Source organism: Microvirga arsenatis, assembly GCF_009910705.1.
Lineage (GTDB): Bacteria > Pseudomonadota > Alphaproteobacteria > Rhizobiales > Beijerinckiaceae > Microvirga > Microvirga arsenatis.
The window spans coordinates 175,673-201,125 of record NZ_JAAAXJ010000001.1 but is presented as its reverse complement, the minus strand read 5'-3'; the positions used below and the strand labels follow the sequence as shown (position 1 = coordinate 201,125).

Sequence of the window (25,453 nt, the reverse complement as noted above, 5' to 3'; positions counted from 1 at the left end):
CGCTGCGCCCGAGAAAGCCGGACGGGTCGCCCGCGGATGGATCCGCGGGGCGATCCGGCCCGAATGGCGGCCACCCTGCAACCTGGCCTCAATTTAGACAATCCCTTCGTATGGATATATGGAAACGAGTCGTGATTTCGGTCTTGCCTGCGAATACCGCCTTCCATTGCTTGCAGAGCAGGCCCCAAGGTTTACAACATTCATCTCATGTCCCGCCGCGTCGTCTTTCTCATCGCGCTGATATCGCTTGCCGTTCTCGGGACGGCCGCATCCCCCTGGACGCTGCCCGGGGGCGGCCTGTCGGCGGAGCTCAGGGAGCATGTGAGGGACCGGTACGGGCTCGACCTGGAGGTCAGGGGGCGGAGCACCTTCGCGGTCCTGCCCATCCCCCGCGTCAAGTTCGAGAACGTGACGCTCCAGGCCCCGGGTGACGCGCTCAGAGCCGAGGGCGGCACCCTGAGGGGCGAGCTTCGCCTCCTGCCCCTGCTCTTCGGCCGTATCGAGCTCTCCGATTTCGACCTGACCCAGACGCGCATCACGGCCTCCATCGAGAAGCTCCGGGCGATCGACTGGGCAGGCCTCTTCAGGGATCGGGCCGCCGAGCCCCACGCCCGCCGGCTCATCGTCAGCAAGTCCGCCCTGCGCTGGACGGACCTCAAGAACGCCGATCTGGACAGAATCGACGCCGTCATCCGCTGGACGGACCCGTCCGAGCCCCTGATGGTGGTGGGATCGGCCCTCTGGCGCGACGAGTTGGTCACCCTCGAGCGGGCTTCGGTGTTCCCGGACCTTCTCGCCTCGAACAAGATCAGCCCCTTCTCCCTTTCCCTGTCCTCCCGCTCCGCCCGCCTCGCGGCCGAGGGGGAAGCGCAGCTCGGCGACACGCCGCGGCTGACGGGCGAGAGCAGCATCGAGGCGACGTCCGTTCGCGACTTCACCCGCTGGAGCGGCGTCGAGCTGCCCTTCGGGCCTCTACTCCACTCGGTATCGATCAGCGGCGACTTCTCCATGGACCGCCGGCGCCTGTCCTGGCCCGCCGTCGCCTTCACCCTCGGAGCGGACAAGCTCGAAGGCACCTTGGGCGTGCGCTTCGATACGGAACGCCCCGTTGTCACGGGTACGCTCGCTGCGGATTCGCTCAACCTCTCCGATCTGTTCGCTCCCTTCGCCCAAGCCCAGACCTCCAACGGCTCCTGGAGCGAGGAAGCCATCGACCTCACCCGCACCACGGGCGCCGATCTCGATCTGCGCCTGTCGGCCGCCACGGCCAACCTCGGCCGCCTGAGCCTCGACGACATGGCGGCCAGCGTTCTCGTGCAGCCGGGCCGGATCGAGGCCTCCATCGGGCGGGCGGCGTTCTATGACGGCACCCTGAAGGGCCGTCTCTCCCTTGCAGCCCAGAACGGCCTTGTCGATTTCAGGAGCCAGGGCACCTTCTCGGGCGTGAAGATCGCCCCCTTCCTGGCCGCCATGGGCGAGCCGCGCTGGATCACGGGGCGGGCCCAGGGCCAGTTCAGCTTCGAAGGCCTCGGGCGGAACCCGGCGGATGTGATCCGCCAGGCGGAGGGGCGCTCCTCCATCGAACTGAAGGACGGCGAGCTCGTCGGCATCACCCTTCAGGACGCCCTGCGCCGGGTCGAGCAGAAGCCGCTCCTGGCCTCCCTCAACTGGAAGGGCGGCCGCACCCCGTTCGACAGGGCCGAGGCCCAGATCGCCGTGAAGAACGGAATCGGCGAGATCGTCGAGGGTCAGCTCCAGGGACCCGCCGTGCAGGCGGTGCTCCGCGGCCAGATCCTGCTGATCGAGCGGGAGCTTCGTGTCACCGCGAACGTTTCGCAGGCCAGCGCGCCGGCGAGCCAGTCCCCCGCCCTCGTGTTCGACGTCACGGGCGACTGGGACAACGTGGCGGTCGCGCCCCAGGTGCGGTCCCTGATCGAGCGGTCGGGCGCCGCCAAGCCCCTTTTCCCGCCGCAGCGGGTGCCCGCGAACGAGCAGCGCCCCCAGGCCACGGCTCAATGAGCGTTTCGACGTGAGCGCAGGACCGAGCGCTTGCTCAGCAGCGTCGCCGAGATCACGCCGAGGGTCACGATCCCGATCAGGATGGTCGAAGCCGCATTGACCTCCGGCGACAGCCCGAGCCGCACCGCGCTGTAGATCCGGATCGGCAGGGTCGTCGCTCCCGGACCGGCATTGAAGCTCGCGATCACCAGGTCGTCCATGGACAGGGTGAAGGCGAGCAGGAAGCCCGCCACGATGGAGGGCGCAATCAGCGGCAGCGTCACCGAGAAGAACGTGCGCAGCGGCGGCGCGCCGAGATCCATCGCCGCCTCCTCGAGCGACCGGTCGAAGGTCATCAGCCGCGACTGCACCACCACGGTCACGAAGCACATGGTGAGCGTGGTATGGGCCAGCGTGATCGTCCAGAAGCCGCGGTCGAGGTCGACGGCCACGAAGAAGAGCAGCAGCGACAGGCCGGTGATGACCTCGGGCATGACCATGGGCGCATAGACCATGCCGGTGAAGAGGGTGCGTCCCGGAAAGCGCCCGTAGCGGGTGAGCGCAAGGGCTGCCAGCGTGCCGAGAACGGTGGCGAGGGTCGCGGACAGGAGCGCGATGCGCAGCGTCACCCAGGCCGCCTCCATGAGCGCCTGGTTGCGGAAGAGAGCCCCGTACCACTGAGTCGAGAAGCCGCCCCACACCGTCACGAGGCGCGAAGCGTTGAAGGAATAGATCACCAGCAGCAGGATCGGCAGGTAGAGGAAGGCGAAGCCGAACACGAGCGAGGTGACGTTGAAGACGCTCAGGCGCCGGTTCATGGCCGCACCTCCACCCGCCGGGCCTCGACGTCGCGATAGATCACGATGGGCACCACAAGGATGACGAGCAGCAGGATCGCCACCGCCGAGGCCAGGGGCCAGTCGCGGTTGGAGAAGAACTCGCTCCAGAGCTGACGGCCGATCATCAGCGTTTCCGAGCCGCCGAGCAGGTCCGGGATCACGAACTCGCCGACTGCCGGGATGAAGCAGAGGAGCGAGCCGGCGATGATGCCGGGCATGGCGAGCGGCACGGTGATGGTCCAGAACGAGCGCCAGGGCGTGGAGCCGAGGTCGAGCGCCGCCTCGAGCAGCGTGTCGTCCATCTTCTCGAGGGTGGCGTAGAGCGGCAGCACCATGAAGGGCAGATAGGCATAGACGATGCCGATATAGACCGCCGTCTCGGTGTTCAGGATGTCGAGCGGCTCGGCGATGAGGCCCGCGCCCATGAGCGCCTGGTTGAGCAGGCCCTCGGGCTTGAGGATCGCCACCCACGCATAGATGCGGATCAGAAAGCTGGTCCAGAACGGCAGGATGATCGCCGCGACGAGGAGCCCCCGGTAGCGCTCCGGCGCGCGCGCCATGCCGTAGGCGATGGGAAAGCCCACGAGGAGCAGCAGCGCGGTCGAGATTGCCGCGATGCGCACGGAGGAGAGCGTCGCCCTGAAATAGAGGTCATCCTCGGTGAGCAGCGCAAAGTTCTCGAGGTCGAGATCGCCGAAGAAGGCGGCCATGTCGCCCCACTCGAAGACCGGCTTGTAGGGCGGCTGCGAGACCGCCGGATCCGAGAGGCTGATCTTGAGCACGATCAGGAACGGCACGAGGAAGAGCACGCCGAGCCAGAGATAAGGCACGGCGGGCACGAGGCCTGCGGCGAGGCGCCGCGTGAAGGAGCGCTCCATCATGGCTATTCCGCCAGGATCACCGCCGCATCCGGCGCGAAGGTAACGTAGACCTGCTCGTCCCAGTCGATGGGGTTCTCGACGAAGCGGGAGGCGTTGGCGCGGGTGACGCGCAGGATCTCGCCGGTGGCGAGCCGCACGCGGTACACGGTCCAGTCGCCGAGATAGCCGATGTCCCACACCTCGCCGGTGAGCACGTTGATGGCGTCCGGCCCCGGCGGGTCGCGCTGGATCACCATCTTCTCCGGCCTCACGGCGATCGCCACCGCCTGGCCGGAATGCAGCACCTCGTCCGGGTCGTCGATGGTGAGCGGCACTTCGGCAGAGGGCGTCTTCACCCGCCAGAGGCCGTTCTCCTGCCCCTGCACATGGCCTTCGATGATGTTCACGTCGCCGACGAACTCGGCGATGAAGCGGGTCTTGGGCTGTTCGTAGATCTCGCCCGGGGTGGCGACCTGCACGATGCGGCCGTGGTCCATCACCGCGATCCGGTCGGCCATGGTCATCGCCTCCTCCTGGTCGTGGGTGACGACCACGAAGGTCATGTGCAGATCGTGCTGGATGTCCATCAGCTCGAACTGGGTTTCCTCGCGCAGCTTCTTGTCGAGGGCGCCGAGGGGCTCGTCGAGGAGGAGCACCTTGGGCCTTTTCGCGAGCGCCCGGGCCAGGGCCACGCGCTGGCGCTGGCCGCCGGAGAGCTGGCTCGGATAGCGGCGGGCGAGCTTCTCGAGCTGGACGAGGCGCAGCATCTCGCCGACCCGATCCGCGATCTGGTCCTTGGGCAGGCCGTCCTGCTTGAGCCCGAAGGCGATGTTCTTCTCCACGCTCATGTGCGGGAAGAGCGCATAGGACTGGAACATCATGTTCACCGGGCGGCGGTAGGGCGGCACGCCGGCGAGGTTCTGATCGCCCAGGGTGATCGTGCCCTCGGTGGGAGCCTCGAAGCCGGCGAGCATGCGCATGAGAGTCGTCTTGCCGCAGCCGGAGGGGCCCAGCAGGCAGAAGAACTCGCCTTCGAAGATGTCCAGGGAGAGATGATCGACCGCGACGGCCTCGCCGAAACGTTTGGTGACGTTCTCGAAGCGGATGAGCGGCTTGGCGTCGGGATTCGCCCAGGGGGCGAAGGAGCGGCGCACGGCGCCGACGGAGGAGGACTGACGGGATGGAGGAGGCAAGATGCTTGAACTTCACCTGTCTGAGAAAAACCAGCGCGCAAACTAGGATGTTTGGGCTGCAAGAACAACAGCTTAAAAGTCCTCCTCCCCTGTCCTTTGCACGGTTCCATCGACCCCGGCCGCCCGAGCCCGTGCCGCTGGGGCAGCAGGCAATCCTCACGCAGGCCGCGGCACAAAGGGAACCCGAAGTGAGGCCGGGCACGAGATCATCGAAGGGCGCTTCAGTGGCCGCCGGCCCCGGCAGGGGCCGCCCGGGGCTTCTCGATGAACGGAAGGGCGAGAACCAGCGCCAGGAACAGGATCGTCAGCAGAAGGAACACGTCGGCGAAGGACATGACCGTCGCCTCGCGACGGACCATGTCGGAGAGGGTCCTGATCGCGGCCGCTCCCGCATCGGTGCCGAGCGCATGGAACTTCAGGGTCATGGCATCGAGCGTCTCGACCGCCGTCGAACGGCCCCAGTTGACGCTCTCCCGCAGCCGCTGGAGATGGAGGTCCAGGCGGTTGTTGAGGATGGTGTTGATGAGCGCCAGGCCCACGGCGCCCCCCAGGTTGCGGGTCAGGTTGTAGAGCCCCGAGGCGTTCTTGATCCGCTCCGGCGGAAGGGTGCCCAAAGCGATGTTGTTGATCGGCACCATGCAGATCATGAGGCCCACGCCGCGGAAGATCTGGGGCACGAAGAGTTCCCAGAAATCCCAGTCCTTGGTGAGGCCGGACATCATCCAGGTGCCGAAGGCGAAGGCGGCGAAGCCGATGCCCATCATGACCCGCGGATCCATCTTCCGCGACAGGATGCCTGCGACCGGCGCCGTCAGGAACATGGTCGCACCCGACACGAACATGGTCTCGCCGATCTGCAGGGACGAATAGCCCCGCACGCTCCCCAGATAGACCGGGTACAGGTAGGTGAGGCCGTAGAGGCCGATGCCCATGACGAAGCTGAAGGACGAGCCTGCGAGGAAGTTTCGGTCCGCAAAGGCGCGCAGGTCCACGATGGGCTGCTTCGCGGTGAAGGCGCGGTAGAAGAAGCCCAGGCCGCCGACCACGCAGACGATCGTCAGGATCAGCACGATCTCGTCCTGGAACCACTCGTTGAGGGGCCCCTCCTCCAGCACGTATTCGAGACTGCCGAGAAAGGCGGCCATGAAGCCGAGTCCCGCCCAGTCGAAGGACTTGAAGAGGCTGAAATCCGGCTCGTCGAAATCGACCAGGAGATAGGTGGAGATGGTCACGAGGATGCCGGGCACGATGTTGACCAGGAACAGCCAGTGCCAGGAGAACAGGTCGGTCAGGTATCCGCCGAGGGTCGGGCCGATGGTGGGCGCGAGCGTCGCCACGAGGCCGATGATCGGCGAGATCACCGGCCGCTTCTCGGGCGGGAAGACCGTGAAGGCCGAGGCGAAGACGGTCGGGATCATGCCGCCGCCGATGAAGCCCTGCAGCGCCCGGTAGACGATCATCTGCTCGATGTTGGTGGCCGTCGCGCACAGGAAGCTCATGAAGGTGAAGCCGCCCGCCGAGATCACGAACATCCAGCGCGTGGAGAGCACGCGCGACAGCGTTCCGGAGAGCGGGATCATGATCACTTCCGCGATCAGGTAACTCGTCTGCACCCAGGAGATCTCCTCCGAGGAGGCGGACAGGCCGGCCTGGATCTCGGCGAGGGAGGCCGAGACGATCTGGATGTCCAGGATCGCCATGAACATGCCGAAGACCATGCAGAAGAATGCGAAGGTCCTGCGCGCGCCGACGGGCGCAGGCCTTGCCGGCACGGCGCCCTGCGGCTTGCCCGCGATCGCGGCTGAAGCGGCCATGGCTCCTTACTTCCTGAGGCTCGCCGTCTTTTCAGACTCGGCCGAGACGCGCGTGTCCACGTCGACGACCACCGAGAGGCCCGGACGCAGGATGCCCTGCCGGACGACGGCTGGATCGACCGAGACGCGCACGGGAACGCGCTGAACGATCTTGGTGAAATTGCCGGTGGCATTTTCCGGCGGCAGCAGGCTGAACACCGCGCCCGAGGCCGGCGACACGCTCTCCACCGTGCCGACGACCTCGGCATCGGGGAAGGCGTCCACCTCGATATGCACCTTCTGGCCCACCTTCAGGGAGGCGAGCTGCGTCTCCTTGAAATTGGCATCTACGCGCACGCTCGCGAGCGGCACGAGGGCTGCAAGGCGAGCGCCGGGCTGCACGAAGGTGCCGACCTCCATGGCCTTGTTGCCGATCACGCCGTCGACCGGCGCGCGGATCTCGGTGAAGGAGAGGTCGCGCTCGGCCCTTTCGACAGCCGTCTGCAGTTCTGCGGCCACGCGCTGGGCCTCCGTCTGCTGGGCGGCGAGAACGTCGACATTCGCCCTGGCAGCGGAAAGGGCCGCCTGCGCGCTCTGCACATTGGCTACGGCGCGGTCGCGGGCCGCCTTGGCGTTCTCCAGCGCCGCACGGCTGGTGAAATCGGAGCGGGCGAGCTGCTGCTGGCGGGCGTAGTCGCTCTCGGCGCGCTCGGCATCCGCCTGCGCGGCGGCGATCTGCGCCTGCGCCTGGGCCACCGAGGCGCGGCCTGCCTCGATCTGGCGGCCGATGCGTGCAATGGCGCTCTGCTGCGTCGACAGCTTGTCCTGGGCCGAACGGAGCGCCAGGCGATAGTCGCCGTCGTCGATCTTAGCGATCAGGTCGCCCGCCTTGACGCTCTGGTTGTTCGTGACCGCAACCGACTGGACGTAGCCGGACACCTTGGCCGAGAGGATGGTGATGTCGGCCTGCACATAGGCGTCTTCAGTCGAAACCATGAAACGCCCATCGGTCCACCAGCCATAGCCTTCGTAGGCTCCGAAGCCGAGCGCAGCCGCCACGACGGCGAGGAGCAGCGGCTTCTTGCTGCGCGCCTTCTTCCGGGCCGGAGCCGTGTCATCGGACCTCTGCTCAGGCTGGACCATCGACGCCGGGTGCCCTTCCCCGGCGGACCCGGCACCGACCTTTGCCCCCTGATCGAACTCTTCCCGGTAAGCCATGTGAACCTCTGCAAAGCCGGCTCGAAGCCCGAAGGACCAAAAGGATCAGGCTTGCCGTTACAGCCTTGATCTGCCTTGATGGCCTGAACATATATGATTTGACCGAACCGTTCGGTCAATAGTCGAAACAGGAAATGATTGCAGTTATGAGTGCCGCGCATGACAGCCCTCAGGATCGGGAACTCCCCGATGCGATGGAGGATGGGACCGAGAGCGCCAAGCGCCGCCAGATCCTGGAGGGTGCCCGCAAGGTATTCCTGGCTCGAGGCTTCGACGGCGCCAGCATGGGCGAGATCGCCAAGGCGGCCGGCGTCTCCAAGGGGACGCTCTATGTCTATTTCGACAGCAAGGAGAGCCTGTTCGCGGCCCTGACGGCCGAGGAGAAGCAGGGGCTCGCCGAGGTTCTCTTCAAGCTGGATGCGGACGATCCGGACGTGCGCTCCGTCCTGACCCAGCTCGGCCATACCTATCTCAGCCGCATGGGCACGCCGGAGCACATCTCCTCGATCCGCATGGTGATCGGCGCGGCGGAGAAGTTCCCTGCCCTCGGCCGCGCCTTCTATGAAGCCGGCCCGCGCCAGGGCACCGCCCGCCTCGCCGCCTATTTCGACCGCCAAGTCCAGGCCGGGCGCCTCTCGATCGCGGATACCAGTGTGGCGGCCCAGCATTTCCTGGACCTCTGCGTCTCCGGCCTGATGCGCCGCCAACTCTTTGCCGTCGGCGATCCGCCGACTCCGGACGAGATCAGGGCCAATGTGGAGCATGCGGTGCGCGTGTTCTTCGCGGCCTACGGCCCTGGGGCTCCACGGCCCTAGGTGGAGCCGCTTTCCCGGCGCCCTGCCCTCCACTAGGGTTAGCCGCGAGCAATGGGAGGGTGGGCGAATGCGGCGGCAGGGCAGCGAGACGAGGAGGATTGCGGCCTTCGCCCTCATGGCCCTGATCTGGGGCCTCACCTGGCTGCCCATGAAGATCGCCTCCGAGGCCGTGCCGCCGATCTTTCTCGCGGCCATGCGGTTCCTGCTCGCCGGGCTCTGCTACCTCGCCTTCATCCTCGCGCGCGGCCTGCCGCTGAAGGTGAACCAGCCCGGCCGGGTGATCGTGGCCTCCCTTCTCATCACCACCGGCTGCTACAGCCTTCTCTTCTGGGGCGTGGCGAGGGCGCCGACGGGCCTGTCCTCCATCGTCAACCTTGCGCTCATGCCGATCTTCGTGATCCTCGTCGCCGCATTCTACCGGCAGGAGCGGATCACCCTGCGCCGGGTCGGTGCCATCGGGCTCGGCGTACTCGGCCTCGTGATGCTCTTTTCAGGCCGCACCGGCAGCGGGCAGGAGGGAGCCCTTCTCGGCCTCGCCGCCGTGGCGGGGGCCACCCTGAGCTATGCCTGGGGCGCCGTGGTCAGCCGGCCGCTGATGCAGACGATGCACCCGATCTCCCTTGCCTTCTGGGAGACGAGCATCGGCGCGCTCGGCCTCATTCCCGTGTCGCTCCTGGTGGAGGGCTACGATCCCGCCTATTTCGCCGGGCTCGCGGACCCGCGCGCGGCGTTCGGCCTCGCCATCCTCGTCCTCGGCGGTTCGCTCGGCGGATTCTCGATCTATCTCTGGCTGGTGCGCGACTGGGGCGCCTTCCGGGCCGGGCTCTACTCGTTCGTCAGCCCCGTTGTTGCGGTCGCCGTCGGCGTCGCCTTTGCGAACGAGGCCTTCGGCTGGCCCGAAGCCCTCGGCATGACGGCGATGCTCTCCGCCACCGCCCTGGCCATGACCGAAGGACGGCCTTTGTCCCGGCCGAGGGAAGCAGGCTAGCCGTCCGTCCTCATGGCTTCGGCGACGCGGGCCTTCAGCACGTCCGGCTGGCGCAGGATCAGGGCGCCCCTCGTGCGCTCGATCAGCCCCTCCTGGGTCAGCATGGTGAACTCGCGGGTGATCTGCTCCCGGCGGCAGCCGATGCGGGCGGCGACGATGTGATGGAAGGGCGGCGGCGTGATCACCCGCTCGCCCGACTTGTCCTGCCGCGGCGTCGACAGGCGCAGGAGCTCCGAGTAGAGCCGGTGCCGGAGGTCGAGCACCGTCTGCTCCATGAAGCGCGCGTTCAGCTCGCGGATGCGCGAGGCCATGAGGCAGAAGAGCCGCTCCGCCACCGCCTGATGGGAGAAGAGCAATTCCTTGAACACGGAAGCCGGCATCACGCAGGCTTCGCCCCGGGTGAGTGCCGTAACGTTCGCAGAGCGCGGCACGCCGTCGAGGGCGGCGAGCTCCCCGAACAGGTCGCCGGGCTTCATCTCGTAGAGGATCACCTCCTTGCCGGAGGCGGTGCGCATGAGCACCCGCACCTCGCCGGACAGGAGAAAGTAGACATCCGTGGAGGGCTCGTCGAAATCGACCAGAACCTCGTCGGGATCGAAGCGGCGCCAATTAGCCCGCGCCTCAAAGCGCTCGAGCTCGATCTCCAGCCCCTTGAACAGCTTGATCCCTGCAAGCCGTGCCATCGATCCTCTCCCCCTGTACGCGATCCTTGGCTATAGCATAGATTCTAGGAAGCCGGTAACGGCGCGCCAGCCCTGCCTCCAAACGGCTTGCCAGCACCCCCGTCTCGCGCCAAAAGGCGGCATGCTCCACGTCAACGACCTGACCTACCGCATCGGCGACCGGCTGATCCTCGACCGCGCCTCCTTCAACCTGCCGACAGGCGCCAAGGTGGGGCTCGTCGGCCGCAACGGCGCGGGCAAGACCACCCTGTTCAGGATCATCCAGGGGGAGCTTTCCACCGAGAGCGGCACCGTCACCCTGCCCCGCGGCATGAAGGTCGGGGCCGTGGCCCAGGAGGCGCCGGGCGGGCCGGAGAGGCTCATCGACGTGGTGCTCGCCGCCGACAAGGAGCGCGCCGCCCTGCTCGCCGAGGCGGAAACCGCCGACGGCCTGCGCCGCGCCGAGATCGAGACGCGGCTGACCGACATCGGCGCCCATTCGGCCCCCGCCCGCGCGGCTGCCATCCTCCACGGCCTCGGCTTCGATGCGCAGGCGCAGAACCGCCCCTGTTCGGACTTCTCCGGCGGCTGGCGCATGCGCGTGGCGCTCGCCGCCGTGCTCTTCACCGAGCCCGACCTGCTGCTCCTCGACGAGCCGACCAACTACCTCGATCTGGAAGGCACGCTCTGGCTCTACGACTATCTCGGACGCTACCCGCACACGGTGCTGATCATCAGCCACGACCGGGAGCTGCTCGACACCTGCGTCAACCACATCCTGCACCTCGACAGGGGCAAGCTCACGATCTATCGCGGCGGCTACACCTCCTTCGCCAGGCAATATGCGGAGAGGCGCGAACTGACCGCCAAGATGGCGGCCAAGCAGGAGGCCGAGCGCAAGCACCTGCAGGCCTTCGTGGATCGCTTCAAGGCCAAGGCCTCAAAAGCCCGGCAGGCGCAGTCGCGCGTCAAGCGGCTCGCAAAGCTCGAGCCCATCGCCACCATCGTGGAAGACGACGTGCTGCCCTTCAACCTGCCGGGGCCGGAGCGCCCGGCCGCGCCGCCGCTGATCACCATCGAAGGCGGCGCCGTGGGCTATGGCGAGCGCATCGTGCTCGACCGCCTCAACCTCACGATCTCGCCGGACGACCGCATCGCGCTCTTGGGCTCCAACGGCAACGGCAAGTCCACCTTCTGCAAGCTCATCGGCGGCAGGCTCGCGCCCATGAAGGGCGAGATGCGCACGCCCACGCGCATGGACGTGGCCTATTTCGCCCAGCATCAGCTCGACGAGCTGAACCCGAAGGCGACCGCCTACGACCATGTGGCCGAGCGCATGCCCGACGCGCCGGTCGCGAAAATCCGCGCCCGCACGGCGCAGATCGGCTTTCCGGGCGCCAAGGCCGACACGCCGGTCTCGGCCCTCTCCGGCGGCGAGAAGGCGCGCCTGCTCATGGGCCTTGCCGCCTTCAACGGCCCTCACCTGCTCATCCTCGACGAGCCGACCAACCACCTCGACATCGACAGCCGCACGGCCCTGATGGAGGCGATCAACGACTACACCGGCGCCGTGATCCTGGTCAGCCACGACCGCTTCCTGATCGAAGCCTGCGCCGACCGGCTCTGGATCGTCGGCAACGGCAGCGTGAGGCCCTTCGACGGCGACATGGACGATTACCGCCAGCTCGTGCTCTCCGGCGAGCTCGATCCGGGGAAGCGCTCCGACAGGCCGCAGGCACCCGCCGGCTCGAAGGTGGACGAGCGCCGCGCCGCCGCCGAACGGCGCGCGGCCCTCGCGCCCCTCAGGAAGAAGCTGGAGGGGCTCGAGGCCCGGATGGCGAAGCTCACCGAGGTTATCGGCAAGGTGGATGCGGCGCTCGCCGACGGCACCGCCTTCCAGAAGGACCCGGCGAAGGCCGCCGAACTCTCCCGCATGCGCGCCGAGGCGGCCGCGACCCTGGCCTCGGTCGAGGAGGAATGGCTGATGGTCAGCGGCGAGATCGAAGAGGCCGGCGCCTGAAGGATGCCGGCACCTGAATGCCGCGCAACCGCAGCGTTCCGGCGGCATTCATCCTGTGGTCCGTACAGTGAGGCCCTCATCTGGGAGAACGACCATGCTTCGTGCGATCTTGGCCACTGCGGTGCTCGCCACCGGTGCTTTCCTCGGGACCCTGCCGGAAGCCCAGGCGCAGGGGCTGGTGCCCTGCGCGCGGGAGCATGGGTTCTGCCGCGTCCCCTATCCGACCCGCGTGATCTACGGCGTGCCCGGCCGCAGCGTCGAGATGTTCGTGCGCGGCGGCGGAGTTCCCTGCTCGAACCGCGTCTTCGGCGACCCGGCGCCCGGCATCGTGAAGCGCTGCGCCTTCGTGGCCCGCGGCGGCTATGACCGCGGCTTCGACCGCGGCTATGGCGGATACGACGACGGTTATCGCAGGCCGCCTCGCGCCTACGGGCAGGATTACGGCGGCTATGAGCGGGAGTACCGCAGGGATGACCGGCGCTACCGCGAGGATGACGACGGCTACCGCCGCACCTACCGGGAGTTCGAGGTCTATTGACGCGGCCGCGAGGCAGCCACTGCGCCTACGGCTTCACGATCCGGTCGAGCCGGTTGTCGACGAAGAAGTACAGCTCGCGGCCGCCCGGCTCGGAATAGAGCACCTGCACCTCGCGCTGCCCCTTGCCGCTCTCGCCCACGAGCACGTCGGTGGCGGGCTTGCCCTTGAGGCGCACGAGGTCGCATTCGGAAATGCCGGGCTCGATGGCGGTGGCCGTCCCCGCCGGCGTCCCGGTGCAGCGTCCGTCCGGGCCGAGAAGCGGCCCGTCGATGACGGGGCCTGCCGCAGCGGGAGCAGCCGGAGCCGCTGCCATCGGCATGGCTGCGGCGGGGGCCTGGCTGCTGCGCGTGCTGTTGCACGCGGACACGGCCAGCGCCACGAGCGCCACGCTCACCAGAACCTTCGCCCCCATCATCGTCGATTCCCCTACTCGCCTGCCCTTGCCTGCAGGGCCTCCTCGAAGAGCCGCTGCGCATCGGCCTTGAAGGCCTGCCGCGACGCCTGCCGCGAATAGAACATGTGGCCGCCTTCGTAAACCGTGAGCGCCACACGCTTCTGCGGGCCGAGCTCGGGCAGCTGGTTCAGGAGAAGCTGCGAGGCGTAATAGGGCGTCACCAGATCGGTGAAGCCGTGGCTGACGAGCACGCGCATCCTGCCGTCGAGGGAGAGCGCCTGCCGCAATTCGTCGAGGTTCTCCGGGCCGTTTCGGCCTCCGCCCCAGCGCCACGCGCCGTTGACGGAGCCGTTGAGCAGGCTGTAGCGCCCCTCCGCCTTGTAGTTCAGGGTATGGGTCAGGTGATGGACGATCGCGCTCGACAGGGGCGCCGTCATGCCGTCGAGCACCGGGTCCTCGAAGCGGGAGACCTGGGCGTTCGGGTTCGGATCGGCGATGGCGACGTTGGTGTCGTAAGCGCTGACGATCTCGGACGAGCCGCGCCGCAGCTCCCTCTGAGCGGCCCTCATGTCGATGCGCCCGGCAAGCCGGCGCGACACCTCGGGGCTGAGCCCGCTGAGTTCCGCCACCCGGCGGCTCACCCGCTCGACCGCCTCCCTGTCCTGAAGCCCCCGCATGAGGTCGACGAGGTACTCGCCGGAAGCATAGGCCTCGGCCTCCCTCAGCGCCTCCCGCGACACGGGCCCCTGGCGGGAGAGATTGGCCGCGGCCAGGGATGGCAGGATCGCGGCGCTGGTCCAGGGAGCGCCCGAGCCCTGGTCGAGCCAGTCGAAGTCGAAGACGGGCGAGACGAGCACGAGCCCGCTGAAGCCCACCCCCTGGTCGCTCTGAAGCTTCTGCGCCAGCAGCGGCCCGCGGAAGCCGCCATAGCTCTCGCCCGCAAAGAATTTCGGGGACACGAGCCGGCCCTTCTCCTTCAGCCAGCGCGTGACGAAGGCCGCAAGCCCGTCGATGTCGCCCTGGACCGAGTAGAACCGCTCCCGCACCTGATCGCCGCCGGTCACCCGGCTGTAGCCGGTCCCCGGCGGGTCGATGAAGACAAGATCCGTGAAGTCGAGCCAGGTCTCCGCGTTCGGCACAAGCGCCGGCGGGGCCGAGGGGCTGATTGCGGGCCCGTCGAGGGGCAGCAGCCAGGGCCCGATGGCGAGAAGGTGCAGGTAGGCCGAGGAGGCCCCCGGCCCGCCGTTGACCACAAAGGTCACGGGCCGCGAAGCCGGATCGGAGCCGTCCTTCGCGTAAGCCACGAACCCGATCTCCGCCTGGGGGGCGCCCCCCTGGTCGGTCAGGGTCAGGTGCCCGGCGGTGGCGGTGAAGGACAGGGTGCGCCCGGGAAGCTGCAGGCTGTGCCGCGTCACCGATTCCGGCGGCAGCGCCTGCGAATCCCTCGCCTCCGGCCGCGGGCGCCGCTGCTCCTGCTGCTGCCCTTGAGGCTGCTGCTCCTGAGCGCCGGCGCCGAAGGGCATCGCAAGGGAGAGGGCAAGGGCAGCATGGAGGGCAAGGCGAAGGCTTCGGATCATCGATCTATCCTTGTGGCCTGCCTGAAACTGGAGGTCATGCCCTCTAGGGCAAGGATTTGGGCGATGAAGTCTTCGTGTTCCCATCTTGCAGATCAGCCTCAACCCTCATCCTGAGAGGCTGGCTCATAAAAGAGGCACTGCCTGTTTCCCTTCCCCTTGTGGGGAGGGATCAAGGTTGGGGGTGCCGGCGCCAGACCTTGATAGGCACTCGCTCACATCCCCACCTCCCACTCCTCCCCACAAGGGGGAGGAGAGTTCACGCGCCTTATGAACCGGTCTCTCAGGATGAGGGCTCCAGGGTTTGCACTGTCGGAACTTCACGCCTTTCTCTGCCAGCGCCCGCGTTCGTCCTGCTGCCAATAGGTGGCGTCGTGGCCGCCCTCCTTCACGGCGCGCCACTGGTCGCGGGTCAAGGCGAGGGCCTGGATGTCGTTGCCGTCGAAGAGGATCGCCAGGCGCTGGTAGGCGGCGATGTCCTCCGGCAGGTCGGCGCCTTCCACCAGGAAGCGGATCGACGCCCCGTTGGGATTGGCGCCCGAGAGCGTGATGAGGATCGGCTGGTCCGCCGCGTGGGCCTCGCGGTCCGTGCCGTGCGGCAGGAAGCTCTCGTCGGTGAAGGTCCACAGGTGATCGTCCAGGGCGGACATGCGCTCCTCGGTCGTCACCTGCACCACCGCGCGCCAGCCCCGCTCCAGCGTCTTCTGCAGGAGCGTCGGCAGCACGGCCTCGAGCGGCTGATGCTGGAGATGGTAGAAAAGGACCTCGGTCATAATACCCCTGTCATCCCGGACGGAGCGAAGCGAAGATCCGGGATCGTTGTCAGGATCAAGCGCCATTCTCGTCAAGCGATCCCGGGTTCTGCTGCGCAGCCCCGGAATGACGTTATGTAGGATTACCGGGCCTCGTAATGCTCGCGCACGAGCCGGTCGAGAAGGCGCACGCCCCAGCCCGAGCTCCAGCCCTTGTTGATCTCGTTATGCGGCGAGCCCATGGCGGTGCCGGCGATGTCGAGGTGGGCCCAGGGCACGTCGTTGACGAAGCGCTGGAGCAGGGCCGCCGCCGTGCTCGAGCCGCCGAAGCGGCCGGCCGAGTTCTTCATGTCGGCGAACTTCGACTCGATCATCTTGTCGAACTCGGGACCCAGCGGCATGCGCCACACGCGCTCGCCGGTGGCCTTGCCGACCGCGATCAGGCGCTCGGCGAGTTCGTCGTTGTTGGAGAACAGGCCGGCATATTCCTGCGCGAGCGCCACCATGATCGCGCCGGTCAGGGTCGCCAGATCGATCATGAACTTGGGCTTGAAGCGGTCCTGCACGTACCAGAGCACGTCGGCCAGAACCAGTCGGCCCTCGGCGTCCGTGTTGATGATCTCGATGGTCTGGCCGGACATGGTGGTGACGATGTCGCCGGGGCGCTGGGCGTTGCCGTCGGGCATGTTCTCCACGAGGCCGATGGCACCGACCACGTTGGCCTTGGCCTTGCGGCTCGCCAGGGCATGCATGAGGCCGACCACGCAGGCGGCGCCCGCCATGTCGCCCTTCATGTCCTCCATGCCGGCGCCCGGCTTGATCGAGATGCCGCCGGTGTCGAAAACGACGCCCTTGCCGACGAACGCGATGGGCTTGTCGTTCGCCCTGCCGCCGTTCCAGCGCATGATGGCCACCCGGCCGGGACGCACGGAACCCTGGGCCACGCCGAGCAACGCCCCCATGCCGAGCTTCTTCATGGCCTTGTCATCCAGAATCTCGACCTCGACGCCGAGCTTGGTCAGCGACTGGGCGCGGGCGGCGAATTCCTCCGGTCCGAGCACGTTCGGCGGCTCGTTCACGAGGTCGCGGGCGAGGATCACGCCCTGCTGGACGCCTTCGCGGGCCTTGTAGGCCTTCTTGGCCGCCGCAGGATCCGCCACCCTGAAGACCAGCCGTCCGCCGCTCTTGTCATCCTCGTCCTTCTTCTTGGTCTTGTAGCGGTCGAAGCTGTAGCGGCGCAGCTGGGCACCGAGGGCCATGTCGGCCACCGCATCCGGCGTGACCTCGACCCCAGGCAGATCGAGGATTGCCGTCGCGAGCTTGCCGTTCACCTTGCCGGCGATGAGACCGCCCAGCTGGACGAAGTCCATGTCCTTGCCGTCCTTCTCGCCGCCCGTTCCGACAACGATGAGCCTGTCCACGGGCAGGCCCTCGGGAACGACGATGGACATGGCCGACTTCGCCTTGCCCTTGAAGCTCTCGGCTGCCGCGGCCCTTGCGATCAGGTCGACCGCCTTCCGGCCGAGCTGCTTTCCGACGGCATCGGCGGGCTTGAGATTTTCGCCAACGAACACAATGAGATCGCCGGATTCGACTTTGCCGTGGGCCTGGAAGTCGATTTTGAAGCTGTCGGCCATGAAATCCTCTTTGTTGTGACGCACAGGTCCGGTCTTCGGGCCGGCTGCGGCGCTGACGGCTGGGGACATATAGCATATTGCACGCCCGGGAACGGGAAAGCTGCCGCGAAAACGACGCAATCTCGGGCTGTTGAAAACGGCTGTCTTGCTTGAGATCATGTGACAGGGTACCTGGGGAGCCGGCGCCCCAGGGGCGAAGGGCCTTATGACACTTCTCGAACGCTACATCCTCAAGAACACCTTCAATGCCTTCGCCGCGTGCCTGGTCGCCCTCACGGGCGTGATCTGGATCACGCAGGCCCTGCGGGAACTCGATCTCCTGACCGGCAAGGGCCAGACCCTGGTGATCTTCCTGACCGTGACGGGCCTGTCCCTTCCAGCCCTGATCAACGTCATCGCCCCGGTGGCCCTGTTCCTGGCCACCCTCTACACCCTGAACAAGCTGAACGGCGATTCCGAGCTGATCGTCATGAGCGCGGGCGGCATGGCGCCGCAACGGATGCTGCGGCCGTTCCTGGCGCTGTCCGCCTTCGTCTGCATCGTCGTGGGCATCATCTCGATCTACCTCATGCCGGCGAGCTTCCAGGAGATGCGCCAGCTCTTCACCAAGATCCGCGCCGATTTCGTGGGAACCATGGCCAAGGAGGGCCAGTTCGTCAGCCTGGACAACGGCATCACCTTCCACTACCGCGAGCGCCAGGGGGATGCTCTCCTCGGCATCTTCATGGAAGACCTGCGCGAAAAGGACAAGGCCGTCGTCTATCTCGCCGAGCGCGGCCAGACGGTCGAGCAGGACGGCACGGCCTATCTTGTCCTCCAGAAGGGCAGCGTCCAGCGCAAGGAGCCGAGCAGCCGGGACTCCTCCATCGTCGCCTTCGAGCGCTATGCAGTCGACCTCTCGGCCTTCAACAAGGAGGGGGGCGAGGTGGTCTACAAGCCGCGGGAGCGGAGCACCATGCAGCTCATGTTCCCCAATAAGAACGAGGTCATCTATCAGGAACAGCGCGGGCGCTTCCGGGCGGAGCTGCACGAGCGCCTCTCCTCCTGGCTCTACCCGCTCGCCATGATGATGATCGCCTTCGCCGCCCTCGGCGAGCCCCGCACGACCCGTCAGGGGCGCGGCTTGGCCATTGCCGGCGCCGTGGTGGCCATCGTGGTCCTGCGCATCCTCGGCTTTGCCGCCTCGAGCGCTGTCGCCCGAACCCCGGTGGCGGTCGTCATGATGTACGGCATCCCGCTCGCCGGCATCGTCGTCAGCCTTCTGCTCATCCTGAATGGCCCTGCCATGCGCTCCCTCTGGGCAAAGGTCGCGGCCTCGTTCCGCAATGCGGTCCCATCCCGGTCCCCGGCGGCCCAGAAGGCGTGAGCATGCTGATCGGCCGAACCCTGGGCTTCTATTTCTCGCGACAGTTCGTGAAAACCATTTTCCTGGTCTTCGCGACCGTCTTCGCCCTCGTCTATACCCTGGACTTCGTGGAGCTCATGCGCCGCGCGGGCGATGCGCCCAGCGCGACGACGGGGGTGATCGCCCGGCTTGCCCTGTTCCGGACCCCGGCCATCGCCGAGCAGGTGATGCCCTTTGCGGTGCTCTTCGGCAGCATGGCGGCCCTCCTGCAGCTCAGCCGCAAGCTCGAGCTGGTGGTGGCGCGGGCCGCCGGCATCTCCGCATGGCAGTTCCTGCAGCCGGGCCTCCTGATCGCTCTCCTGATCGGCATCCTGTCGGTGGCGGTCTACAATCCGGTTTCCGCCGTCCTGAAGCAGCGGGCCTCCGCCCTGGAGAGCAGCATCTTCTCCTCCCGGGCCGTCCAGACCCGGGAGAAGCCGATCTGGATCCGCCAGAAGAGCCTGGACGGGCAGGCGATTCTCCGGGGCACCGGCTCGGCCACGGATTCGCCGACCCTCTATGGCGTGACGGTCTATTCCTTCGACCTTTCGGGCACCTTCAGCCACCGGGTGGAGGCCAGGGAAGCGGTCCTGCACGAAGGCTTCTGGGAACTGAAGGACGCCAGGGTCCTCTCCGCCACCGAGGAGCCGCAATCCCACGACCGCTACCTGATCGCTTCGAGCCTCCAGCCCTCGCAGGTTCGACAGAGCTTCGTCGATCCCGATGCGGTTCCGTTCTGGGACCTCAAGGAAACCATCGAGCGCATGGAGCAGGCGGAGATCAACACGACCACCTATCGCCTTCACTACGACCTTCTGTTGGCCCGTCCCCTTCTCTTCATCGCCATGGTTTTCGTGGCTGCATCCGTATCGTTAAGATTCTTTCGATTTGGTGGTGTAGCCATGATGGTTCTGGGTGGCGTCGCGGCCGGGTTCGTGCTTTATGTCGCCACTGAGCTAATGGCGGAGCTTGGAGCCTCCGGAATCATCAGCTCCCTTGTTGCGGCCTGGTTCCCGGCTGTAGTAGGCAGCCTTCTGGGGACCTTGGCCTTATTGCACCAGGAGGACGGCTGACCGTCCTCGCCAGGATGTATTGCGAAGGAGTGCGAATGCGGCGTCTCAAGACAACGATCGCAACGTCTGCGGTCGCAGCGGCTATGCTTTCTGCCGCTGGGTCGATGCCTGCTCTCGCCCAGGCCACCCTGAACGACGCCATCAGCGCCCGCGCCCAGAGGGGCTCGGGCCAGGACCGGCTCCTGGTCGACGCCAAGGAGATCATCTACGACAACGACCGGAACACGATCTCGGCCGCCGGCGACGTCCAGATGAACTACCAGGGGCGCACCCTCCAGGCGGACCGGGTCACCTACGACCGCAACACCGGCCGCGTCTTCGCGGAGGGCAATGCGCGCCTGACCGAGGCGAACGGCACCGTCGCCACCGGCGACCGGTTCGAGCTCACCGACGACTTCCGCAACGGGTTCATCGATTCCCTGCGGGTGGTGCAGACGACCGTCGAGCAGGGCCGGCCGCTCACCACCCGGTTCACGGCACCCCGCGCCGAGCGGGCGGAAGGCGAGACCACCACCTTCGAGCGCGGCACCTACACCGCCTGCGAGCCCTGCAAGGACAATCCGGAGCGCCCGCCCCTCTGGCAGGTGAAGGCCGCCAAGATCATCCACAACAACAGCGAGCGGACGATCTACTACGAGGATGCCTCCCTTGAGCTCTTCGGCATCCCGGTGGCCTACCTCCCCTATTTCTGGACGCCGGACCCCACCGTGAAGCGCAAGACGGGCTTCCTGTCTCCGCGATACATCTATTCCAACACGCTGGGCTATGGCGGCTCGATCCCGTTCTTCTGGGCGATCGCTCCGAACTACGACCTGACGATCACGCCGACCTTCCTGAGCCGGCAGGGCCTGCTCGGGCAGGTGGAATGGCGCCACCGGCTCGAAACCGGCTCCTACAACATCCGCGCCGCCGGAATCGACCAGGCGGAACCCGAGGCGTTCCTGCCCTCGCCCTTCGGGCCGGGCGATCGCGATTTCCGCGGATCCCTGGAAACGGCCGGCGAGTTCCACATCAACAACCATTGGCGCTGGGGCTGGGACATCGCCCTTGTCTCCGACAAGTGGTTCCTCACCAACTATCGCATCCGCAGCGAGAGCCTGAGCAACTACTACGTCAAGGAATCAGTCTCGACGGTCTACCTCCAGGGTCAGGGGGACCGGTCCTTCTTCGACGCGCGCGGCTATTACTTCCAGACGCTCTCAACCTTCGACTGGCAGAAGCAGCAGCCGGTCGTGGCTCCGGTGGTCGATTACAACAAGCGTTTCACGCCCTCGACCATCGGCGGCGAGTTCGCCCTCGACGTGAACGTGACAAGCCTCTCCCGAGAGGCTGCCCAGTTCGATCCGCTGTCCCGGTTCAACACGACGTCCTTCGGCATTGCCAGGACCTGCATCGTTTTCGATCCGTCCGCCTGCCTCGTGCGCGGCATCAGCGGCTCGACCTCGCGAGCGTCGGTGACCGCCTCGTGGCGCCGGGAATTCATCGATCCCATCGGCCAGGTCTGGACGCCCTTCGCCTATCTGCGGGCCGACAGCTTCTGGATCGATCCCGATCGGAAGGGTTACCAGAACCCGAATCTCGCCAACTTCATCGATACGGATGACGATTACCTCTTCCGCGCCACACCGGCCATCGGCCTGGAGTACCGCTATCCCTTCATCGCCAGCCTCGGCACCTCGGGCCAGCAGATCCTCGAGCCCATTGCCCAGGTGATCGCCCGCCCGAACGAGACCCGCATCGGCAGCCTGCCGAACGAGGACGCCCAGAGCCTCGTCTTCGACGATACGTCGCTGTTCGACTGGGACAAGTTCTCCGGCTACGACCGGGCCGAGGGCGGCGTGCGCGCCAATCTTGGCCTGCAGTACACGGTCACGGGCGCCGACAACTTCTATGCCAACGTGCTGTTCGGACAATCCTATCAGCTCGCTGGCCGCAACTCGTTCCGCCAAGGCGATCTGGCCAATGTTGGCTTGGATTCGGGACTCGAGTCCCGCGCCTCGGATTATGTCGGCCGGTTCCAGATCTCGCCGAACGCCAACTTCGCCTTCGTGACTCGAGGCCGTTTCGATCAGGAGGATTTCAGCCTGAACCGGTTTGAGGCGGGAATCCGGGCGAACTTCAACCCCTACCTGCCGGTCTCGACCTCGCTGACCTATGCCCGCTACGAGGCTCAGCCCGCCATCGGCTTCCCGACCCGCCGCGAGGGCCTGCTCGGCACCGCCCGCTGGGACATCACGCCGAACTGGTACGTGTCGGGCTCTATCCTGCTCGATCTGGACCGCTACCTCGTCGCCCGCGAGACCTTCCTGGCAGCCTATGCGGCCAATCCGGCCACCGCGGTCTACGACCGTGAGAAGGTTGCTTATGTGGCCGGCATGTCCCTGGGCCTCGGCTACATGGACGAATGCACCACCTTCTCGGTCAGCTACAGCATCACGCCGCGCGATATCACCCTGACTTCGGGCGAGAAGGAGCAGAACCACACCGTCGCCTTCAGCCTCGAGCTGCGCTCGCTCGGCGAGGTCGGCTACAGCCAGAGGCTCAGCGGCTCCAGCGATGAGTGATGGTGAAGCGCTCCTGTGTCAGGCTTGAATCGGCGCCCTCTCCTGCTGACGCAAGGTGATCCCTCAGGGATCGGACCGGAACTGACCCTCAAAGCTTGGCTTCAACGAGAGCGGGCCTCTCTCCCGCCCTTTGCGGTCGTTGCGGACCCCGACCATCTCGGCCGGGTCGCAACGGCCCTCGGTTGGAATGTTCCGATCCAGGTTGCCCAGCCCTCGCAGGTCCACGCCATCTTCTCACGGGCGCTCCCCGTCCTTCCGTTGAGCGCCGCAGTCTCGGCCCGGGCGGGCCAGCCGGATCCAGCCTCCGCGCCGTCCGTGATCGAATCCATCGAGACTGCGGTGCGGCTGGTGCGAGCGGGTGAGGCCTCCGCCGTCGTCACCAATCCCATCGCCAAGCACGTGCTCTACGAGGCCGGGTTCCGGCACCCGGGCCATACGGAATTCCTGGCGGCGCTTGCCTCGGACGGGGGGTCGGAGAGCTGGCATCCGGTGATGATGCTCTGGAGCGAGCAGCTCGCCGTCGTGCCCGTCACGGTTCATATTCCGCTTTCGGATGTGCCCTCCGCGCTCACCACGGACCTGATCGTGACAACCGGGCGGATCGTGGCCCGGGAATTGAGGGAGCGCTTCGGCATCGCCGCGCCGCGGCTTGCCCTTGCCGGCCTCAACCCGCATGCGGGCGAGAGCGGGTCGATGGGAACGGAAGACATGCGCGTCATCGCCCCGGCCGTCGAGATCCTGCGCCAGGACGGCATCGACGCAGCCGGTCCCCTGCCCGCCGATACCATGTTCCATGCCCGCGCCCGCAGCCGCTACGATGCGGCGCTGGCCATGTATCACGATCAGGCTCTCATCCCGATCAAGACCATTGCCTTCGACGAGGCGGTCAACGTCACCCTCGGGCTTCCCTTCGTGCGCACCTCCCCGGATCACGGCACCGCCTTCGACATCGCAGGCAAGGGCATCGCGCGGCCCGACAGCCTCATCGCCGCCATCAGGCTCGCCGCCCGTCTGGGGGCCCCATGAGCCAGATCGACGACCTTCCCCCCTTGCGCGAGGTGGTCCGCACCCATGGCCTCATGGCCAAGAAGTCGCTCGGCCAGAACTTCCTGTTCGACCTCAACCTCACCAGCCGCATCGCCCGCTCGGCGGGGCCGCTGGAGGAGGCCACAATCATCGAGGTCGGCCCCGGCCCCGGCGGCCTGACCCGGGCGATCCTGGCGGCAGGCGCCCGGAAGGTGATCGCCATCGAGCGCGACACCCGCTGCATGCCGGCGCTCGCCGAGATCGCCGAGCGCTATCCGGGCCGCCTGGAGGTGGTCGAGGCGGACGCCCTGGAGTTCGATCCGCGCCCTATGGTCGGCGGCGGTCTCGTCCGGATCATTGCCAACCTCCCCTACAATGTCGGCACGGCCCTGCTCACCGGCTGGCTCACGGTCGAGGCATGGCCGCCGTGGTGGGCTTCGCTGACCCTGATGTTCCAGCGCGAGGTCGCCGAGCGCATCGTCGCCGACGAGAGCGAACCTAAGAACTACGGGCGCCTGGGCGTTCTCTGCGGCTGGCGGACGCAATCGCGCATCCTCTTCGACGTGCCGCCCTCCGCCTTCGTTCCGCCGCCGAAAATCACCTCCAGCGTCGTCCACCTGACCCCACGGGCGAACCCTCTGCCCTGTCGCCTCGAAGCGCTGGAGGCGGTCACCCGGGCAGCCTTCGGCCAGCGCCGCAAGATGCTGCGCCAGAGCCTGAAATCCCTCGCGCCGGATCCAGCGGCGATCATTCGGGCGGCCGGGCTCGAAGAGACGATCCGGGCCGAGAACATTCCGGTGGAAGGGTATGTGGCCCTCGCCAATGCCTTGGATGCCGCCCGCGGATCGCGGACCTGAAGCGATCCGAAACTCGCCTCTTCCCCGATACGGCCTATATGCAGCCGCTCGACGGGATTGGCGGAGACCCTTCATGGGACCTTAACCGCGCCTCCCCCATGATCGGGTTCGTATGACCGGCCCTGGGCGGCCACGAGAGGAGAAGCGGGCATGATGCAGCCGCGCAAGACGATCGGGCTCCTGTTCGGGGGCCGTTCCGCGGAGCACGAGGTCTCCAAGCTCTCGGCCGCCAACGTGCTGCGCGCCCTCGATCCTGATCGGTACGACATCGTCCCCATCGGCATCGGGCGGGACGGGCGCTGGCTCCTCTGCGACAGCGGCAATGGCGGCGGCCGGGGCGCCAAGTCCCTGGAAATCCCCGAGGGGGCGCCCCAGGTGGCCCTGCTCCCGGGCGGCGCCGGCGAGATGATCGTGCTTGGCGATGAATCCGGCCCGAGAACGCTTCGCCTCGACGCGGTGGTGCCGGTGCTCCATGGCCCCAACGGCGAGGACGGGACGATCCAGGGCTGCCTCGAGCTCGCCAACGTGCCCTATGTCGGCTCCGGGGTCCTGGGCTCGGCTGCCGGCATGGACAAGGATGTGGCCAAGCGCCTCCTGCGCGACAGCGGCCTTCCCGTCGTTCCCTTCCTCACCCTAACGCCCCGAACCGGCGTCGATTACCGGATGGCGGTTCAGGCCCTCGGCACGCCCGACCTGTTCGTGAAGCCGGCCAATATGGGCTCCTCCGTGGGCGTCTCCCGCGCCAGATCCGCGCAAGAGTTCGGCGACGCGTGCGAGCGTGCCTTCCGCTACGACAGCAAGGTGCTGGTGGAGCGCAGCGTTGCGGGCGCGCGGGAGATCGAGTGCTCCGTGCTGGAGGACGCCGCCGGCGAGATCAAGGCCTCTCCGCTCGGCGAGATCGTTCCCGCGGACAGCCACGGCTTCTACAGCTACGACGCCAAGTACATCGATACCGACGGAGCCCTCCTGCGCGTTCCGGCCGAACTCCCCGCCGAGCGGGCGCGGCGCATCCAGGAGCTTGCCGTCGAGACCTTCAAGGTTCTGGCCTGCGAAGGGCTGGCCCGCGTCGACTTCTTCCTCGATCCGAAGGATGAGGGCAGCCTCTTCGTCAACGAGGTGAACACCCTGCCGGGCTTCACGGCCATCAGCATGTATCCGAAGCTCTGGGAGGCCGGCGGTCTGCCCCAGGGCGAGCTGATGGAGGTGCTGATCGGGCATGCCATCGCCCGGCACGAGCGCCGGAACCGGCTGGCGCTCGTCTGAGCGGG

General features: G+C 67.1%; 21 protein-coding genes. 11 read left to right on the top strand and 10 right to left on the bottom strand.

Annotated features, from left to right (window positions below):
* The first annotated feature begins 207 nt into the window (after window positions 1-207).
* Window positions 208-2,019 carry an AsmA family protein gene (locus GR303_RS00930; protein ID WP_161721528.1) on the top strand — a complete coding sequence of 604 codons (1,812 nt, stop codon included), beginning with the start codon at window positions 208-210 and terminating at the stop codon, window positions 2,017-2,019.
* On the opposite strand, the gene GR303_RS00925 is transcribed toward GR303_RS00930, so the two are convergent.
* From GR303_RS00925 to GR303_RS00905, 5 genes are all read right to left on the bottom strand, one after another.
* Window positions 2,013-2,816, bottom strand: a complete 804-nt coding sequence (locus tag GR303_RS00925) for an ABC transporter permease (RefSeq protein WP_161721527.1) — start codon at window positions 2,814-2,816, stop codon at window positions 2,013-2,015. The two genes, GR303_RS00930 and GR303_RS00925, sit on opposite strands and share 7 nt — an antisense overlap.
* Window positions 2,813-3,718 carry an ABC transporter permease gene (locus GR303_RS00920; RefSeq protein WP_161721526.1) on the bottom strand — a complete coding sequence of 302 codons (906 nt, stop codon included), beginning with the start codon at window positions 3,716-3,718 and terminating at the stop codon, window positions 2,813-2,815. The genes GR303_RS00925 and GR303_RS00920 overlap by 4 nt, the downstream gene beginning before the upstream one ends.
* 2 nt (window positions 3,719-3,720) lie before the next feature.
* Window positions 3,721-4,890: an ABC transporter ATP-binding protein gene (locus GR303_RS00915; RefSeq protein WP_201751842.1), complete on the bottom strand. Its 1,170-nt coding sequence runs from the start codon at window positions 4,888-4,890 to the stop codon at window positions 3,721-3,723.
* Window positions 4,891-5,111: 221 nt separating this feature from the next.
* On the bottom strand, window positions 5,112-6,704 hold the full coding sequence (locus GR303_RS00910; RefSeq protein ID WP_161721525.1) for a DHA2 family efflux MFS transporter permease subunit: 1,593 nt from the start codon (window positions 6,702-6,704) through the stop codon (window positions 5,112-5,114).
* A 6-nt stretch (window positions 6,705-6,710) separates the two neighbouring features.
* Window positions 6,711-7,901, bottom strand: coding sequence for an HlyD family secretion protein (locus GR303_RS00905; protein WP_161721524.1), 1,191 nt, complete (start codon window positions 7,899-7,901; stop codon window positions 6,711-6,713).
* 194 nt (window positions 7,902-8,095) lie between these two features.
* Between GR303_RS00905 and GR303_RS00900 the strand changes: the two genes are divergently transcribed.
* Window positions 8,096-8,716, top strand: a complete 621-nt coding sequence (locus GR303_RS00900) for a TetR/AcrR family transcriptional regulator (RefSeq protein WP_161721860.1) — start codon at window positions 8,096-8,098, stop codon at window positions 8,714-8,716.
* A 67-nt stretch (window positions 8,717-8,783) separates the two neighbouring features.
* The gene (locus tag GR303_RS00895; protein WP_246205303.1) at window positions 8,784-9,704 is read left to right on the top strand and encodes a DMT family transporter; all 921 of its coding nucleotides are present in this window, start codon (window positions 8,784-8,786) and stop codon (window positions 9,702-9,704) included.
* Here the strand turns inward: GR303_RS00895 and GR303_RS00890 are convergent.
* Window positions 9,701-10,387: a Crp/Fnr family transcriptional regulator gene (locus GR303_RS00890; RefSeq protein ID WP_161721523.1), complete on the bottom strand. Its 687-nt coding sequence runs from the start codon at window positions 10,385-10,387 to the stop codon at window positions 9,701-9,703. The two genes, GR303_RS00895 and GR303_RS00890, sit on opposite strands and share 4 nt — an antisense overlap.
* A 121-nt stretch (window positions 10,388-10,508) precedes the next feature.
* Here GR303_RS00890 and GR303_RS00885 point away from each other — a divergent pair, with 121 nt between their 5' ends.
* Together GR303_RS00885 and GR303_RS00880 are read left to right on the top strand one after the other, a co-directional pair.
* The gene (locus tag GR303_RS00885) at window positions 10,509-12,386 is read left to right on the top strand and encodes an ABC-F family ATP-binding cassette domain-containing protein (protein WP_161721522.1); all 1,878 of its coding nucleotides are present in this window, start codon (window positions 10,509-10,511) and stop codon (window positions 12,384-12,386) included.
* A gap of 94 nt (window positions 12,387-12,480) precedes the next feature.
* A complete protein-coding gene (locus GR303_RS00880) occupies window positions 12,481-12,924 on the top strand; it encodes a hypothetical protein (RefSeq protein ID WP_161721521.1) in 444 nt (147 codons plus the stop codon).
* 25 nt (window positions 12,925-12,949) lie between these two features.
* Here the strand turns inward: GR303_RS00880 and GR303_RS00875 are convergent, their stop codons facing one another.
* From GR303_RS00875 to GR303_RS00860, 4 genes are all read right to left on the bottom strand, one after another.
* Entirely contained in the window at window positions 12,950-13,339 is a 390-nt protein-coding gene (locus GR303_RS00875; protein WP_161721520.1) for a hypothetical protein, read from the bottom strand.
* Between the two features lie 11 nt (window positions 13,340-13,350).
* Complete coding sequence (locus GR303_RS00870; RefSeq protein ID WP_161721519.1) at window positions 13,351-14,895, bottom strand: S10 family peptidase; 1,545 nt, start codon at window positions 14,893-14,895, stop codon at window positions 13,351-13,353.
* Between the two features lie 317 nt (window positions 14,896-15,212).
* Window positions 15,213-15,665, bottom strand: coding sequence for a DNA polymerase III subunit chi (locus GR303_RS00865; protein ID WP_161721518.1), 453 nt, complete (start codon window positions 15,663-15,665; stop codon window positions 15,213-15,215).
* 122 nt (window positions 15,666-15,787) lie between these two features.
* Window positions 15,788-17,281: a leucyl aminopeptidase gene (locus GR303_RS00860; protein ID WP_161721517.1), complete on the bottom strand. Its 1,494-nt coding sequence runs from the start codon at window positions 17,279-17,281 to the stop codon at window positions 15,788-15,790.
* A 205-nt stretch (window positions 17,282-17,486) separates the two neighbouring features.
* Between GR303_RS00860 and lptF the strand changes: the two genes are divergently transcribed.
* The 6 genes from lptF (at window position 17,487) to GR303_RS00830 (ending at window position 25,448) form a co-directional block, all read left to right on the top strand.
* Window positions 17,487-18,647 (top strand): LPS export ABC transporter permease LptF, encoded by a 1,161-nt coding sequence (gene lptF, locus GR303_RS00855; protein WP_161721516.1) that lies wholly within the window; start codon window positions 17,487-17,489, stop codon window positions 18,645-18,647.
* A 2-nt stretch (window positions 18,648-18,649) separates the two neighbouring features.
* Window positions 18,650-19,738: an LPS export ABC transporter permease LptG gene (gene lptG, locus GR303_RS00850; RefSeq protein ID WP_161721515.1), complete on the top strand. Its 1,089-nt coding sequence runs from the start codon at window positions 18,650-18,652 to the stop codon at window positions 19,736-19,738.
* Between the two features lie 35 nt (window positions 19,739-19,773).
* Window positions 19,774-22,302, top strand: a complete 2,529-nt coding sequence (locus GR303_RS00845) for an LPS-assembly protein LptD (RefSeq protein ID WP_161721514.1) — start codon at window positions 19,774-19,776, stop codon at window positions 22,300-22,302.
* Window positions 22,303-22,326: 24 nt separating this feature from the next.
* The gene (gene pdxA / locus GR303_RS00840) at window positions 22,327-23,328 is read left to right on the top strand and encodes a 4-hydroxythreonine-4-phosphate dehydrogenase PdxA (RefSeq protein ID WP_161721513.1); all 1,002 of its coding nucleotides are present in this window, start codon (window positions 22,327-22,329) and stop codon (window positions 23,326-23,328) included.
* On the top strand, window positions 23,325-24,185 hold the full coding sequence (rsmA, locus tag GR303_RS00835) for a 16S rRNA (adenine(1518)-N(6)/adenine(1519)-N(6))-dimethyltransferase RsmA (protein ID WP_161721512.1): 861 nt from the start codon (window positions 23,325-23,327) through the stop codon (window positions 24,183-24,185). Before pdxA ends, rsmA begins: the two co-directional genes overlap by 4 nt.
* Before the next feature lie 150 nt (window positions 24,186-24,335).
* Window positions 24,336-25,448: a D-alanine--D-alanine ligase family protein gene (locus GR303_RS00830; RefSeq protein WP_161721511.1), complete on the top strand. Its 1,113-nt coding sequence runs from the start codon at window positions 24,336-24,338 to the stop codon at window positions 25,446-25,448.
* Window positions 25,449-25,453 lie beyond the last annotated feature (5 nt).